The 16,097-nt window shown below is 62.0% G+C and carries 11 protein-coding genes; 3 read left to right on the top strand and 8 right to left on the bottom strand.

Annotation, left to right across the window (positions count from 1 at the left end; translation table 11 throughout):
* Positions 1-32 precede the first annotated feature (32 nt).
* Positions 33-1,205: an acyl-CoA dehydrogenase family protein gene (locus DDZ17_RS12565; protein WP_116367312.1), complete on the bottom strand. Its 1,173-nt coding sequence runs from the start codon at positions 1,203-1,205 to the stop codon at positions 33-35.
* A 304-nt stretch (positions 1,206-1,509) separates the two neighbouring features.
* A complete protein-coding gene (locus tag DDZ17_RS12560; RefSeq protein ID WP_116367311.1) occupies positions 1,510-3,933 on the bottom strand; it encodes a TonB-dependent receptor in 2,424 nt (807 codons plus the stop codon).
* Positions 3,934-4,539: 606 nt separating this feature from the next.
* Here DDZ17_RS12560 and DDZ17_RS12555 point away from each other — a divergent pair.
* A complete protein-coding gene (locus DDZ17_RS12555) occupies positions 4,540-6,762 on the top strand; it encodes a TonB-dependent receptor (protein WP_116367310.1) in 2,223 nt (740 codons plus the stop codon).
* Between the two features lie 138 nt (positions 6,763-6,900).
* Positions 6,901-7,305: a nuclear transport factor 2 family protein gene (locus DDZ17_RS12550; RefSeq protein WP_116367309.1), complete on the top strand. Its 405-nt coding sequence runs from the start codon at positions 6,901-6,903 to the stop codon at positions 7,303-7,305.
* Positions 7,306-7,316: 11 nt separating this feature from the next.
* Here DDZ17_RS12550 and DDZ17_RS12545 read toward each other — a convergent pair whose 3' ends face one another.
* The 6 genes from DDZ17_RS12545 to DDZ17_RS12520 all read right to left on the bottom strand — a co-directional run bounded on the left by DDZ17_RS12545 (position 7,317) and on the right by DDZ17_RS12520 (position 15,054).
* The gene (locus DDZ17_RS12545) at positions 7,317-7,886 is read right to left on the bottom strand and encodes a VOC family protein (protein WP_116367308.1); all 570 of its coding nucleotides are present in this window, start codon (positions 7,884-7,886) and stop codon (positions 7,317-7,319) included.
* Complete coding sequence (locus DDZ17_RS12540; RefSeq protein ID WP_116367307.1) at positions 7,879-9,474, bottom strand: class I adenylate-forming enzyme family protein; 1,596 nt, start codon at positions 9,472-9,474, stop codon at positions 7,879-7,881. The genes DDZ17_RS12545 and DDZ17_RS12540 overlap by 8 nt, the downstream gene beginning before the upstream one ends.
* A 241-nt stretch (positions 9,475-9,715) precedes the next feature.
* On the bottom strand, positions 9,716-10,330 hold the full coding sequence (locus tag DDZ17_RS12535; RefSeq protein ID WP_116367306.1) for a TetR/AcrR family transcriptional regulator: 615 nt from the start codon (positions 10,328-10,330) through the stop codon (positions 9,716-9,718).
* 167 nt (positions 10,331-10,497) lie between these two features.
* Positions 10,498-12,051: a long-chain-fatty-acid--CoA ligase gene (locus tag DDZ17_RS12530; protein ID WP_157976617.1), complete on the bottom strand. Its 1,554-nt coding sequence runs from the start codon at positions 12,049-12,051 to the stop codon at positions 10,498-10,500.
* A 24-nt stretch (positions 12,052-12,075) separates the two neighbouring features.
* The gene (locus tag DDZ17_RS12525; protein ID WP_116367304.1) at positions 12,076-13,251 is read right to left on the bottom strand and encodes an alpha/beta fold hydrolase domain-containing protein; all 1,176 of its coding nucleotides are present in this window, start codon (positions 13,249-13,251) and stop codon (positions 12,076-12,078) included.
* A 30-nt stretch (positions 13,252-13,281) separates the two neighbouring features.
* Positions 13,282-15,054: a DUF3604 domain-containing protein gene (locus DDZ17_RS12520; protein ID WP_116367303.1), complete on the bottom strand. Its 1,773-nt coding sequence runs from the start codon at positions 15,052-15,054 to the stop codon at positions 13,282-13,284.
* Between the two features lie 274 nt (positions 15,055-15,328).
* On the opposite strand from DDZ17_RS12520, the gene DDZ17_RS12515 reads away from it, so the two are divergent.
* The gene (locus DDZ17_RS12515) at positions 15,329-16,096 is read left to right on the top strand and encodes an SDR family NAD(P)-dependent oxidoreductase (RefSeq protein WP_116367302.1); all 768 of its coding nucleotides are present in this window, start codon (positions 15,329-15,331) and stop codon (positions 16,094-16,096) included.
* Position 16,097 lies beyond the last annotated feature (1 nt).

Below are 16,097 nucleotides of genomic sequence, written 5' to 3'. Positions count from 1 at the left end.
TACAGGGGTGGGCGCAGGGCCCGTTGGGGTGCTTACACAGGCGACGCCGGCTTCAGTCCGAGCAGCAGGCGGCCATAATTTTCGGCGCCGATGTCGGCGTCAAAGACGGTGTGGCAGGACAGCGTGTTGATGTCCCGCGCAATGCGTTGCATGGGGTGGGCGCTGAGGTGTGCGCTGGCGCCGCTGGCATCCATCAGCCGGCGCACCGTGTCGCGACACTCGCGCACTGCCAGCGCAGCGCTCAGGCGCATCTCGGCGCGATCTTCCATGGGGCAGATGTCGGCGCGCTCGCCCCAATCGGAGAGCCGGCGCCCGACATCACGCAGTGTCAGCTCTGCCGCGCGCACCCGGGCGTGGGCATCGCCAAACAGGATTTGCGCCGAGGGGCGATCCACCTGCTTGCCGGACATGCCATACAGTTTGCGGCCTTCCAGCCGTGCGCGAAACAGCGCCAGGGCGCGCTGGGCGGCACCGAGGGCGGGAATGGCGGCAGCGATACACAGCAGCGGCATCATGGGGTGGCGATAGCGCGCAGCGCCCTTGTCCGGCAGGCCAGCGCCGCGCCCGATGGCCATGTCCTTGAGCGGGCAGGTGTAGTCGCTGGGCACAAACACGTCCTCTGCCCTGATGTCGTTGCTGCCCGTGCCTGCCATGCCGGCGGCGTACCAGGTATCCAGCACTTGCACCTGCGCCCGTGGCAGCAGGAACAGGCGCGGGCCGTCCTCTTCGCCCTCTACCACGGCGTTCAGAATGGCGTAGTCCGCGTGCATGATGCCGGTGCCCCAACTCCACTGGCCGCTGATGCGGTAGCCGCCGTCACAGGCAACGGCGTGGCCGCCCGGGCTGATGGTGGCTGGCGCCAACAGGTAGCCGCGCCCGCCAAACACGTCGCGTTGGGTAGAGCGGGGAAAGTGCGCCAGCATCCAGTTGTGTTCCATGTAAAACGTGCTGACCCAGCCGGTGGAGGTGCAGGCCCGGGACACCAGCAGGCCCAGGTTGATAAAGGTGTCGGTGTCAATTTCGTCGCCGCCGAAGGCGGCGGGCACAAAGGCGCGGAACAGGCCTGTATCGGCGAGGGCGGCAATCACGTCGTCGTCGGGCTTGCGCTGCGCTTCTACCTGCTCGGCGCGCGCTTCGATCATGGGAACCAGGGCTTTTATCCGCTGCTGCAGGTTGCTGGTACTGGCTTGGGTGGCTGGCTGCATGGGGGCTCCGATGGCTGGGTTTGTCGTCAACTAGATTGACATAAACGGATTCTGTGCCTGCTTTTTATGTGTGTCAATTAGATTGACAAAAATAGGCTAATAAAATGCTGGGCAAGCGGGTGTCGGTGGTGATGCTCCTGCTCCCTCTTCAGAGTGGGCGACACTGGAGCGTGCTGGCATCAGGTGTTGTGGACGTTGGTGCGGGGCCGCCGCTGCGAAAGGGCAGCAGGGGAGCGTGGGGCAGAGTAAGTAGGGGGCGAGAAGTCCGGCAGCCTGCAGTGCTGACTGCCGGACGTGGTAGTGCCTACTCGAAGGTGTAGCTGAGGTTCACGCCGTAGGTGCGCGGCGGATACCAGAAGCGCTGGTTGAAGAAGTTGGCGGTGGGGGTCAGCCCGGATACCTCCTCCTCATCGGTCAGGTTTTTGCCCCACAGGGCCACCCGCAGGGCGCGGCTGCTGTTGCTCCAGGCCAGGCTGCCGTCCCAGGTGCCAAAGCCACCGGTCTTGCCCTTGGGGTGATTGATGGTGGAGTCAGAGAAGTACTCGTCGCTGTAGGTGTAGGACAACAGCGCCACCAGGCCGCCCCAGCCATCGGGCAGCGGCAGGTCGTACTCGCCGCTGACGTGGTAGTTGTAGCTCGGGGCCCGGGACAGTTCCAGGTCCGACTGGTCCTCTTCTACTAGATAGGTGCCGTCGGTCAGGGCGGTTACGCTGCCGCAGCTGGATGTGGGCGGGGTGGGATAGGCACTGGCGCCGTTGAGGTCGGCGCAGAACTCGTCGTAGCTGGCATCCAGGTAGCCCGCGTTGAGGTTCACGGTCAGGCGATCGGTCAGCGAGGCGCTGAGGTCCAGTTCAATGCCCTTGGTGGTGGCCTCGCCCACGTTCTGGTTCAGGGTCTCCTGGCCGGTGACGTTGGCGCTGGGCACAAAAACCCCGAATTGCAGGTTCTCGTAACTGGCCCAGAAGGCCGCCAGGTTCAGGCGCAGCCGGTTGTCCCACAGTTCCGACTTCAGGCCGATTTCGTAGGAAATCGCCTCTTCGTCATCGGTGGGCAGGGCGGTTTCCGGTGAGTTGGCGCGGGCGCCAAATTCGCCGGCCTTGAAGCCGGTAGCCACCTGCCCGTACACCATGGCGTTGTCACCCAGCTGGTAGTCCAGCGCCAGTTTGTAGTCGGTGTGGTCGGTGTCCAGGTCGCTGAGTATGTCGTCCGACAGATCCTGCCGCGCCAGTGCCCGGGCGTCGCTGTAGCTGAAGTGAGTGTTGGGGTCGTAGGTGATGGCGGGTGTGGAAATGGCTGGGTCGCGGTAGAAGTCCTTTTGCTCATCGGTGTAGCGCAGGCCAGCGGTCAGGTTCAAACGGTCGTTAATGGCGTAGATCACCTGGCCGAACAGCGCCTGGCTCTCGGCTTTCTGGGTGGTGTAGTCGGCGGTGGCGAAAAAGGTATCACCGGCGGTAAAGCCAAGGGTCGGGAAGTTCTGGGTCAGTTCATGTTCCTGCTCCATATAGAAGGCGCCCACGACCCAGTCCAGCCTGCCGCTGTCGTCGCTGTTGGTAAAGCGCAGCTCGAAGCTGGTCTGGTCGTGGGTCTGGTCGCGGGAGGTCGGGAAGAAGAAAAACTCGGTCTGGTCAAAGTCGTTCAGGAACAGGTCATCGGTTTCGATATAGCCGGCGATGGCCGTCATCGCCACACCGCCGAAGTCCCAGTTGAGGATGCCGGTGAAGGCGTCCTGGTCAATGTCGGAGCGCGAGTAGTAGTCGCGGCCAAGGCGGTAGGGGCCGTCATCGGGTTCCGGGCAACCCTCCTGCAGTATGCAGGCCAACTGGGCGGGAAAACGCGGGTCTGAGCCGTCGTCGGAGGCGGTATCGCCCGGGGTCGGGTCGCTCTTGTCGCGCACCCAGTTGTAGATCAGGCGCAGGTCGACATTGTCGCTGGGTGTCCACAAACCCTGCAGGCGCCCGGAGCTGACGTCTTCGGCGCCCAGTTCCTTGGCGATGGGCAGGGTGAAGTCCTCGGGTACACCGAAGGCACCGCGTGGCGTGCCGTCAAAGCGGTTTTTGAAGTGGCCGTCGTACTGCTTGTACAGGTAGGACAGGCGGAAGGCCCAATCGGCGATTTTTGGCGAGTCCACCGCCATCCGGTATTCCTCGCGGCCGTAGTTGCCGATGTTCACATCGACCTTGCCACCGAGTTCACCGCTGGGCTGGATGGTTTCCACCGCCATGCCGCCAGCGAGGCTGTTCTTGCCAAAATTCACCCCGGTGGGGCCGCGCAGTATCTGCACCGAGGCCAGGTCAAAGAAGTCGATGTTGCTGGAACCCGGCCGGGTAAAGAACAGGCCGTCGATGGAGATACCCGCACGCGGCTCTTCGGTGGACTCAATGCGCTGGTCGCCGATGCCGCGGATGTGCACAGCGGCGGCGTTGGGAAACTGGTTCACCTGCTGGATATTCACGTTCGGCGACGGGCGGCTCAAGTCCTGGAAGTCCAGTGCCACAATGTCCTCCAGCATGCCGGTGTCGAAGGCCGTTACCGCACTTGGCACCGTTTGCAGGCTCTCCTCGCGGTAGCGCACGCTGACGATCACTTCCTCGATCACGCGATGGTCTTCGGCGTTGCCGGCGCTGTCCTGGGCCGCGGCCCGGGCGGGTAGTAACGAGGTGGTCAGCACGGCGGCGGCAAGGGCGCAGAGGCCCCCGCCAAGGGCGGCGGGGCGGGTTGGGTAGGGCATGACTTCTCTCCTGTTATCGTTATGAAAAGTGGTTTGCCTGAGCCCCCGCCCGGCGTGGCCGGGCGTTGAGCCGGCCTGCGCACAGGCAGGTGGGCGTGGTGGTATCGGGTATTGCCGCCTGCTTCGATGGCGCGATTTTGTGGCCCCCGCAATTATTTTAATATATCTTAAATTGATTGAAGGTTAGCTCACCTTCGGGGTGCTGGCAAGCGCAGTGACAAGTGCAATGAACAGCGCAGTGGACAGCGCTGGCCTCAGGCGACCGGATCAGGAAAAAGCGCCGGCGAATGCCGGGTGAAAGCGTCACGCGAACTTTCGAAACTCGGCGACATGGGCGTAGCAACTGATCAATCCATCAATATCCCCGGCTTCCACGCAATCGAAAAAACGCGCTGCCAGGCGCAGGGTGCTCTCCGGTGTCATTTTTATCCTCCGTTCGGGCGCCCGGTGACGTCGGACCCCGGGATGTGGAGAAAAAGAATACTTGACATTTAATGTGGATTAAATACATTTTAATCACCGCAAGATAAATTTAGTATTAAGTCATGGCGGCCTGCCCACGGGCCTGTCAGTTGCATAACCATAACGATCAAGGGAGTACACCCTATGGATTACCCTGTCCTTCTCTGCCCTCGCCACTCGCTGACACTGCTGGCCACAGCCCTGCTGACTCTGACAGCAAGCCAGTCGCAGGCCCAGATGGCGCCCACACTCGAAGAAGTTGTTGTTACCGCCCAGAAGCGGGAGGAGAGCATCCAGGATGTGCCCATCTCCATGGCGGCCTTTACCGGCGACATGGTGGAGCGCGTTGGCGGTACCGACATCACCACCATCAACGGCATTGCGCCCAACATCATCCTGCAGACCCAGGGCCTGGTGCCAAACGTGCCCATGTTCTCCATTCGCGGCATGAACCACTCCGATCCGGACCCCAACAGCGACCCGAAAACCAGCATGATTATCGACGGGGTCTATGTGCCCTTTGTTGCAGGCACCATGCTGGATATGTTCGACATTGACCGCATTGAGGTGATCCGCGGCCCCCAGGGCACCCTGTTTGGTAAAAACAACCTGGCGGGTACCATTAACGTCACCACCGCCCGCCCCACTGGTGAATTTGGCGGCAAGGTGAGCGCCACCGCCGGCGAGAACGGCCTGCAGCACTACAAATTCCAGGTCAACAGCAACCGCTTTGCCAACGATATGTTCTCCGCCAAACTGGCTGGCGCCTACCGCGACTACGACGGCTACATGGAGAACATCACCACCGGAACCACACTGATGGCACAGGAGGTTAAGTCGCTGCGCGGTGCGCTGAAGTTCGAGCCCAGCGACACCTTTGATGTGACAGTGATTGCCGATTACACCGACGACGAAGTGCTTGGCCCGGGTGGCCACAGCACGGCGGTGGAGGCCATCCAGGGCGATGTGTACAAGGCGGCGCTGAATTTCGACCCCGAAACCCAGACCACCACCACCGGCACCACCGTTGAGGCCAATTGGCACTTGGACGCCGGCAAAATAACCGCAGTGCTCGGCAACAGGAACCTCGACTATTACAACCGGGGTGACTTTGACGGCACCGACAATCCGGGCGTTATTCCCAACCAGAACCTGAACGTGCAGCGTGACTTCCAGGGTGACACCCAGAGCGCTGAACTGCGCTGGGACAGCACCATCGGCAACGACTTCCACTACGTGGTGGGGCTGTATTACAACCAGGATAAGTGGCAGCAGGTGAACGATGTTGGCGTGTTCACCGCCCCGGCTGTGATCGGCAGCTTCGGCACCAACTCGCAGGATTCCGAATCCTCGGCAGTATTCGCCCAGGCGGACTACACCTTTCTGGACGACTGGACGCTGACCGTCGGCGGCCGCTACACGCGTGATGAGAAGAACTACACGCTCGAAAGCGATTCGCTGACCAACGGTGTGGTGACGTCATCGTTCATTGCCGAGAAAGACGACAGCTGGACCAACTTCTCGCCCAAGGTGGCCCTGGAATACCAGCTGTCGGACGACATACTGCTGTATGGCTCGGTGTCGCAGGGCTACAAGGGCGGTGGCTACAACTCCCGCGCCACCCTGCCGGAACTGGTGGGCCCCTACGACGAAGAGACGGTAACCGCCTATGAGCTGGGTATCAAAAGCGACTGGTGGGACCGGCGCCTGCGTGTGAATGGGGCCATCTTCCTCAACGAATACGAGGATCTGCAGCAGGGCGTGCAACGGCCCGGTTCGGTACGGGCAGAAAGCATCACCACCAATGTCGCCGAGGCGGAAATTGCCGGCGTTGAGCTGGAGCTGCTGGTACTGCCGGTGGAGAACCTGCAGGTGGGCTTTAACGTGGGCTACCTGGATGCGGAGTACAATGATTTCTGCGATGACACGGATGGCGCTTCCGCCTACATGCCCTCCAACTGCGGCGGCTTTGAGTTGGAGTTTTCTCCCGGTCAGTGGCTGATCGCCGAAGACCAGACTGACCTGCCACTGCCCAACGCACCGGAGCTCAGTGCCAGTCTGTTGCTGGATTACGACCTGGTGACCGGCATTGGCATCTTCAGCCTGCACGGCGATGTGCGCTATACCGACCGTTACAATACCTGGGGTCGTGCGTTGGACGATGCCTTCTACCGCGACGAGGTGGCGCTGGTAAACGCCAACATTTCTTACACGGACACTGATGAGCGCTACAAACTGACGGTGTATGGCAAAAACCTGACCGACGAGGAAGTCATCTCCGGCGCTGTGGTGACCGGTGCCAACCCGATCACCCAGTTCTATCAGCCCCCGCGGGAGCTGGGGGTGGAGCTGATCATCAACTTCTGATGCACGATTGCACCCTCCCTCCGAGAGCTTGACGCCGGCACCGCCGGCGTTTTTTTATGCTGGGGCCGGTTTCGGCTTGCGCAGATAGGTACCGGCAATCTCTGCTACCCTCGCAGTTTGTTACAGGAGGAATGTCCCATGCACGTTATCGATCAATGGCACCGGCTGCTCGAAACCGGGAATGTTGAAGGCCTGAATACTCTGTTGGCGGAGGATGCAGTGTTTCACTCACCGGTGGTGCACAGCCCCCAGCGCGGCCGGGCACTGACCGCAGCCTACCTCGGGGCTGCCTTTGTGGTGCTTGGGAACGACAGCTTCCGCTACCTGCGGGAGATTCGTGGCGAGCAGGATGCGATGCTGGAATTCCAGACGGAAATCGACGGCATTGTCATCAATGGCGTGGATATCATTCACTGGAACAACCGTGGCGAGATAGACGACTTCAAGGTGATGCTGCGGCCCTTGAAAGCCGTCAACCTCGTGCACCAGAAAATGGCTGAGATGCTAAGTGCAATGACGGCCCAGGATTCGCCGCGGGTCTGAGCCGCGGCGGTTTAACCCGCGCGCTTGTCGAGGTTGTCGGCGCCGAACTTTTCTTCCTTAAAGGCGCGCTTTTTGCGATTCCAGTCCTCAATATTGGCGCGGGACTCGGCCAACTCATGCGCCATTAACTCGGCATAACGCGCGGATCGTGCGGTGATTTCCACCTGGATGCCGTTAGGGTCATACATATAGACCGACTTCACGAAGCCGTGGTCGACCGGGCCCAGGCAGGATTTACCCTTGGCGTTGATGTAGGCCTGCCATTCCAGCATGGCCTCTTCGCTTTCCACTTCAAAGGCCAAATGCATTTCAAAACTGTGCTTGCGCTGTAGCCAGTCGTTCTCAATGGTCTCCGGGGCGTCGAAGAAGGCCACGTAGTTACCATCGGGCATCTCAAAGAAGATGTGCAGGAAGGGGTTTTCGTTGCCGCTGCCGGGTTCATTCTCGGAGCTGAAGGCGGCGGCCAGTTTCAGTCCCAGGATTTCTTCGTAGAACCAGATGGTCTGGTCGGCGTCGCGGCAGCCATAGGCGGTGTGGTGAACGTTATTGATGGCTTTCAGTGGGCGTTTTGCATCAGGCATGTTCTTGCTCCTTTTGGGCAGTGCTGGATTGCGTTTCGTACTCAGCGCGCAGCTCGCGCTTGAGAATCTTGCCGTTGGGATTGCGGGGCAGATCATCGCGGAAGTAGACGGTGCGAATTTTCTGTCGGCGCCCCACGCGTTCGTTGGTCCAGGTCGTGAGTGTCGAGGCGTCCGGGCAGTTCTGGCCAGCGCGCAGCACCACCAGGGCGATAGGGGTTTCGCCCCAGGTAGCGTCGGCGATGCCGATCACGGCTACCTCGGACACGGCCGGGTGAGTCACCATCACCGATTCGATATCGGCGGGGTAGATGTTTTGACCACCCGATAGAATCATGTCCTTCTTGCGATCGACTATGTATAGATAGCCCTCTTCGTCAACCCGCCCGATATCGCCGGTGCGTAGCCACTGTCGACCTTGGTTGTCGATGTAATTGGTTTCCTGGGTCGCATCGGGTCGGTTGTGATACTCGACCATCCAGTGCACCGAGCGTACGCAAATCTCGCCAGTGGCACCCCAGGGTAGCGGTTGGTCGTGGTCATCGACGATCAGATAGTCGTGGCCCCGCACCGGCTTGCCCACAGAGCCTAGCCGCCCCTCGGCTTCCTCGGGCTGCAGGGTGGTCATAAAGCCCTCAGTGAGGCCGTAGAGTTCGATCACTGCGCAGCGGAACTGTTCCGCCACCTGGCGCTTGAGTTGCTCATACAGTGGGGAGCCACCGGAGATAATTGCCTGAAGACTGGCCACGGATTCAGGCCTGAAATTCCGGGCTTCCAGCACGCGCTGGAACATCAACGGCACCATCATAGTGTGGGTTACCTGGTGCTCGCGCACGGCATCTATCCACTGGCTGGCATCGAAGGCTTTTTGAATCACACAGGTGCCACCAACAATCAGCGAACAGAACAGGGAGGCCCAGGCGATATTGGAGTACAGCCCAATCGGGCAGATGGCCACTGCGCCGTAGTGGTAGCGGTGGGCCAGCGCAAGCTCGTACATGGACTGGGCGCGGCGCCGGTGCAGGTGCTTGATTCCTTTGGGAACCCCGGTAGTGCCTGAGCTGTAGATGATGTTGCAGGGATCGTCATCGCCGATAGTGACGCGGGGTGCCTGTGTCGATTGAGAGCGTCGCCATTCGCGATAGTCAGTGGTGCCCGCGAGCGCCGTTGCACTGTCTGTTTCAGACAGCACCAGTCGGCTTTGCAACTGGGGCAAGCCTGACAGTTGTGTCGCGACCTTTTCGTACTCCTGTCCGGTAAAGAAGGCCGCCCGGGTCCCAGCATCGGACATCATTCCGGCCAGGCCTTTGGCACTCACGGCAAGGTTCAGCGGTACCGCTACAGCGCCGGCTTTGAATACGCCGTAAAGCACTTCCACGTATTCCACGCGATTGCTCATCAGGATAGCTACGCCGTCGCCGCGGCCGAGGCCCTGTGCCAGCAAGCCATTCGCTACGGCATTGGAGCGCTGATCGAGTTCGTGCCAGGTCAGGCTGCTGTGCTCGTCAATGACGGCGAGCTTGTTTGGGTACCAGCGCCCGTGCAGGGCAACCAGTTCCGGTAGCAGGGGGGGCTTGATGTCGAAGGTCATGCGGTGGGCCTCCGGTGGGTGCTGTTATTGTAAAACTTGAATATATACTAACCAGATTTAATGTGCATTAAAATCTTGGCCTGAAGCGGTTGTGCGCCCAGTCATTAGCGCAGTCAGCGGGGGCGCAGGCAAGGCGAGCCACTTTCTGTCACCGAAAGCGGTCAATCTCACTGGTTGCAGGGGTTGTGGCGGGCCGGTCCCAAGCGCCCGCCTGGGTCAGGGCGGGGAGGGAAGGTTGCGGTCAGCGCGGCAGCAGACCCTGGGTAAAAGTCTGGATGAAGGCGTCGGCGATCTGCTCGCCACTGGGGCCGGAGGTGGTCTTGAACCATTTGGGGGTCCAGTTCACGGCGCCGAGGATGGCATCGCAGGTGATGGCCGGGTCGTCGGTGGCGATAGTGCCCTCCTTGATGCCGGCCAGCAGCAGCTGGGTGATGCGCTTGGTATGGGCGCTGGAGCGGGCGCGAATGGTTTTCTGGTGCTCCGGCTTGAGGGCGGGAATCTCGCTCAGGATGGCCACTGGCCCGTTCTCGCCGCACACTTCTTCCAGCTGGTAGCGCAGGTAGAGTTGCAGTTGTTCCAGGCAGGTGTTGCCTTCTTCCATGGCGCGATCCAGGGCCCGCTCACCCAGATCCAGAGCGCGCATGTAGCACAGGGTGACCAGCTCTTCCTTGTTTTTTACATAGTAGTAAAGGGCGGCATCGGTAATGTTCAGCTTGCGGGCAACGTCCTTGAGGGAGGTACCGCTGATGCCCTTTTCATTGAAGCACTCGGCGGCGACTTTCAGCACAATGTCGCGCTTGAGTCGGCGTTGTTCCGTTTTGTTGAAGTGCCAGTTCGCTTCGCTAGAGGTCGCCATAGGAGTCCGTTTTCGGTGCGCAGGCAGGTGCGTTCAGTGTGGGTAGCCCGGGGCCGGGAAGCCCCTGCAATGCGATCTGCCAGCGCCGGTGGTAGGTGGTCAAAATGGTAGCACAATGCGCATAGAAAAACTTGGCGTGCATTAAAAAGACGGCCCGCACATTGGCTTTACCGCCACTGCGCGCGCAGCTCCCGCTTCAGCACTTTACCGGTGGCATTGCGCGGAAAGGCGTCGACAAATTCGTAGCGTCGGGGGATTTTGTAGCCGGCCAGCGAGTCGCGCAGAAAGTCCACCAGCGCTTTGCCGCTGACCGCGGCGCCCGGCTCCAGAATGACATTGGCCAGCAGGGCTTCGCCCCATTTTTCGTCGGGCACGCCGATGACGGCCACGTCGCTCACCGCCGGGTGTTTGAGCAACGCGTTCTCGATTTCCACCGGGTAGATATTCTCGCCGCCGCTGACCACCATGTCCTTGATCCGGTCGACCACGTAGAGGTAGCCGTCGGCGTCGACATAGCCGGCATCGCCCGAGTAGTACCACTGGCCGTCTACGGCCTCGGCGGTGGCCTCGGGGCGGTGCCAGTAGCCGTTCATCAGGCGTTCCGACTGGCAGGCGATTTCGCCGATTTCGCCCACCGGCAGATCCTGGCGCTGGGCGTCTACAATGCGTACCCGGTTACCGCCAAAAGGCTTGCCGGCAGAGGCCAGCAAATGGCCGGCATCGTGCACGCAGTCCCTGGGGCCAAGGTAGGTAATGCCGCCACAGCATTCTGTCATGCCGTAGGACAGGGCAAAGCCACAGTTCAGTACCTCCTGGGCGTCTTTCAGCAGTTCCACCGCGATGCCGGAGCCGGCAATCAGCAGGGTATCCAGGTGTGACAGGTCGTAGCTGCCGATATCCGGTAGGCGGATGAGGGCGTGAATCAGGGCCGGCGGCAGGGGCACAATGCGAATGCGCGCCGCAGCCAGTTGCCGGGCGACTTCTTTCGGCACGGCCTCCTTGAGTATCACCGCCCGGCCGCCGGCGTACAGGCCGGCAATGCACAGGTTGGCGGCGGCAATGTGAAACAGGGGCATGGTGGCCAGCACGGCGGCGTCGGGCTCGTGCATCACCGGCCACACGGACAGGCCCTCGGCGGCGGCGCACACCATGCTGTGGTGACTGAGCATGACTCCCTTGGGATGACCGGTGGTGCCGCTGGTGTACATCTGTACCGCCCGGTCCGTGGGTGAGGGTGCACGGTGGGCGGGCGCGGTGTCGGGCTGCCCCTGCAGCCAGCGTCGCAGGCCGATTTCGCCGTCCTGCTCGCCGTCGCCATCCAGCACCACGATTTTTTCCACCTGCGCCAGACGGGCCTTGCAGTCCCGGGCGATGTCGAGGAATTCCCGGCTTACAAAGAGAATTTGCGCGGTGGAGTCTTCCAGGATGTAGGACACCTCGCCGGCGGTGAGGCGGAAGTTCACCGTCACCAGGCAGAGGTTGGCCTTGGCCGCCCCGAACAGGACGTAGAAGAAGGTCTCTGCGTTGCGATCCAGTAGGGCGATGTTGGTCTGGGGGGCTACGCCGTCATTGATAAAGGCGTTGGCGACCTGGTTGCTGCGCTGTTCAAGCTCGCCGTAGGTCACAATGCTGCCGGCAAATTCCAGTGCGGTGGCCGGGGCCTGGGCCGCGGCCTGCCTGGTGGGAATGTCGGCCAGGGTGCGGATGTCGAGTTCGCTCACAATCGTTTCCTCACGGCCTGGGGCTTACGCCAGGCCCTGGGCCTGCAGCCAGTCGGCGCAGGTGTGGGCGGCTTCGGCGGCTTTTTCCGGCTGGCCGAAGTAGTAGTGGTTGGCGCCCTCGATCCATTTCAGTTCTTTGTTGCTGTGAGGCACGGCCTCGTACAGGCCCTGGGTGTGCTCGGGGGTAATGCCGTCGTCGGCGGTGTTGCCAATGACCAGTGCCGGCACCGAGATGCGGGCTGCGCAGCTAAGGCCGTCGGCGCGGGCGTCGTCCCAACTCCACTGGGACAGCCAAGAGCGCAGCGAGCAGAAGCGCGCCAGGCCCACCGGACTGTCGTTCACCACCTCCGGTTCGCCCAGGAAGCACCAGTTGGGCTTGCGGTCGTTGGGGTCAATGGTCGGGTCCAGCCACTTGGGTTCTGCCATGGTGCGGTGTACCACAAAGCCGTATTCACGGTTGGGCTGGCCGTTGGCCTTGTATTCGGCCAGCTTCTCCTTCACCCAGCGCGTAATGCGCCGGTTGCGCTCGATCTGTGCGGCGCGAAAACGCGCCAGAAATTCCGCGGAGTAGGGCGGCTGGTTGGGGTTGTCGGGGTTGTAGATGTCCAGTTCCGGGTCGCGGTTCTCGGGGTCGTTCTCGTCGGTCACCGACGGGTCCAGCCACTCCGTGAGGGTGCGGTGACGTGCCAGGTGGGCGGCCACCAGCATCATGCCATCGGCGGGAATGAGGTTGCGCTTGGTCAGGTCCGGCGAGTCGCCGGCAGGCGTTGCGGTCACTGTCGGGTTCTCCGCCTCGGCCTGGTAGAACAGGCTCATGGAGCCGCCGCCGCTCCAGCCGCCCAGGATGATCTTCTTGTAGCCCAGGCGTTCCTTGGCATCGCGAATGGCGGCGCCAAGGTCGCAGATCACTTTCTCCATGATCAGGGCGGTATCCACGCCGCGGTAGCGGGTGTCGCAGTACATGGTGTGCACGCCGGCCTTGGCCAGGGCCGCCATCATCGGCAGGTAAAAGCCGCCACCAATCGGGTGGGACCAAACCACCAGGGTGTCGGAGGGTTTGTCATCCGGGCGCAGCAGGTGGCACTGAATGGCCACCACATCTATCTCGCCGGCGTAGGTATCCTTGAAGTTGGATTTGTCCTGGTAAACCACCAGGTGGGGGGTGCGGGTATAGGTATAGCGCTTGCGGGTGTCGGACATGGTGGGCTCCTTCTTGGATGGTGTGGCGCGTCAGGGCAGGTACCAGATCGGTGAGCTCCAGGCGGTTTCCTGGATCAGCCGGTCGGCTCCGGGCACGTCATTGCAGTTGTCGAGTGATTCGCAGAGTCGCTTTGACCAGCGCTCGGTCGGCAGCTCTTTAACCCGGGCATACCAGTAGGCGGGCCGGGCGGGGTCGAAATCGGGGTCGGTCCAGCTGTTGCAGGTGCTTGGGCTGCCTGGCTTGAGGTCGGCAAGGGTGATGACCTGCTGCACGATGTCGCCGTTCCCATCCAGGGTGCCCTTGATAATCTCCACCCGCTGCAGGGGCGTGCGATCCATATTGGCCAGCACCGTAAGGCGCGGCGCCGCCACTGGCGTGTCTGTTGCGCTGCTGCCAAGTGTTGCGCCCATGGCGGTTGCGTTGCTGTAGTCGTAATCGGCGCTGCAGGCGTCTGGTGCATCCGCCCGGTCGGCGCTAAAGCGCAGGGCAATGCGGGTGCCACTGGTGGCGTAGGTTTCGCGGCGCTTCAGTGCGTCAAACAGGCTGGCGCGGGTATTCTCGGCGGCCCAGATGCCAACCAGTCCACCCGGGTTGTAATCCGGCCGGCCCTGGATGCGGCGCGGGTCGGAGCCACCACCGCCCCAGGCGTCTCCGGTGTAGGCGTCTTCCTCAGTGGCACCGGCGGTGGCGGCGTGGGCATCGGTGGAGCCGACAAAGCCCAGCTGCAAGGGGTTGAGTGCCGCCTTGTCACTGGCGATATAGGCCTGCAGGCCACGGCTGAGAATGTTCCGTACGTAGGCGCGATTCAGGGTCTTTACGTAGGCAGGGTCCGTGGCGGCGCGCTCTTTGCTGGCGGCAGAGTGAAAGGCTTTTTCAAAGCCACAGTCGCTGTCGGCGTTGTCCCAGTTTTCTGCAATGCACTCGCTGTTGCCCTTGCTCTGGTGAATTTCCACCAGGCGTTCAAAGCGTGCGCGCAGGCGCAGGGTGTCGGGCTGTTCGGCTTCAACATCAAAGCCGCCACCTTCGGCGAAGTTGGTGTTGTGGGGAATGGCCACCACGTCGCAGCCGTCCTGCGCGCGACATTGTTCATCCAGCGCCTGCCATAGCTTTAGCGGTGTTGGGTAGCGTACATAATCGATGGCCGTGGGGGTGGTGGCGGCGCTTCTGTAAATCAGGTTACGGTGCCAGTGCGCGCTGCCGGGGGTGGCGGACCATTCGTTGGCGACAAAGGCGGTGAACTCGCAGGGGCTGTCTGCGTCATTGGCAAAACGCTGGCTCTGTTGCCACAGGGCGCTGCGGGCGCTGTCGCAGTCTATACCCTCCTCCTCACACAGGGCGGGCAGGGCGGGCTCGCCGCCGGCGATGACCGGCAGCAGGTAGTTAACAAAAATGTTGCGGGACTGGCTGAGATCGGTACCCGCGCCAGCGCGCAGGCCCCGGCAGTAGGGGTTGTCCAGCTGTTCGGGGCCGGCGGTGCACAGTTGCATCACGTCAAAGGTCTCTGCGTGATCAGTGACCGCGGCAAAGTCCAGCGGCCGGCGCAGTTGCTGGCGGGTTTTGCCATCGGCCAGGGTGATCGGCGCTCCGCGGGCGAAGGCAAAGGCATCGGCCGGGTTGGCGGTGGTGCCAAAGGCGTAGGCATCCATGGAATAGGCGGTGTGGACGTGCAGGTCGCCCCAGTACAGGTTGCGCTGGCCGCTCTGGTAACCGGGGCAGTGGCCGGTGTTGGCTGCCTGGCTGGCGGTGCTGCCGGCCAGGCAGGCAAGCAGCAGGCCATAGTGGCCGAGTGTTGCGGGTTTCATGGTGCGTTTGTCTCCTCCTGTGGCGCTGTGTTGTGTTTATGCGCCTCGACCTGCGGGGCAGGTAGCGGGGTTGATGGCATGATGTTAGCATCAACAAAAAAGTTTTAGTATAGATTAGAAAATTTTTTTGACGGGACTTTTTTGACGGCTGGCGACAGTCTCCGGGGTAAGATGGCACCGCTTTGCTGTGACGCCTTCCTGCGTAAAACCACAGCTGACATTGCACCTGACCGAGCCGCTAGGCTAGGCCACTTTGATAGAAAAGGTAGATTCCATGACTCACACTCTTTTTGATTTGACCGGCAAAACTGCCCTGGTGACCGGCGGTGGTACCGGCCTTGGGCGCCATTTTGCGCAAGTGCTGGCGGGGGCTGGCGCGCGCGTCATCGTGTGCGCCCGGCGGGTAGAAAAACTGGCCGAAACGGTAGCGGCGGTTCAGGCCGACGGCGGCGTGGCCGAGGCCCACGCCATGGATGTGACATCGGAGGCCAGTGTGCGCGAAGCCTTCGAGGGCGCAGTGGGCGAGGGTGTGGTGGACATCGTGGTCAACAACGCCGGAGTGGTGGCCAAACCCTCGCTGCTGGACGTGGACGTGGACACCTGGGACAGCGTGCAGGCCGCCAACCTGAAGGGGCCGTGGCTGGTGGCGCGCGAGGCGGTGCGGCGACTGGCGGCGGCGGAGAAGCCCGGGCGGGTGGTGAATATCGCGTCCATTCTCGGGGTGGCGGCACAAAAGGGCACCGGCCCCTATTCGGCGTCCAAGGCGGCCCTGTTGCACCTGACCCGCAATATGGCGGTGGAGTGGGCCCGCTATGGTGTCACCGTCAACGCGATAGCGCCGGGCTATTACGTGACAGACCTTGCCGGCGAATTCCTTGAGAGTCCCAAAGGCCAGGCGCTGCTGGCGCGGATTCCCCAGCGCCGCCTGGGTGAGTATGTGGATCTTACCGGGGCCATCCTGCTGCTAGCCTCGGACGCCTCGGCTTATATGACGGGCACCTGCGTTACCGTGGATGGCGGCCTGTCACTGCCGATTGTTTAGC

Origin of the sequence: Parahaliea mediterranea, from assembly GCF_003402235.1 — a bacterium.
Lineage (GTDB): Bacteria > Pseudomonadota > Gammaproteobacteria > Pseudomonadales > Halieaceae > Parahaliea > Parahaliea mediterranea.
The sequence above is the reverse complement of the archived record's forward strand: the minus strand, read 5'-3'. Positions and strand labels throughout refer to the sequence as shown.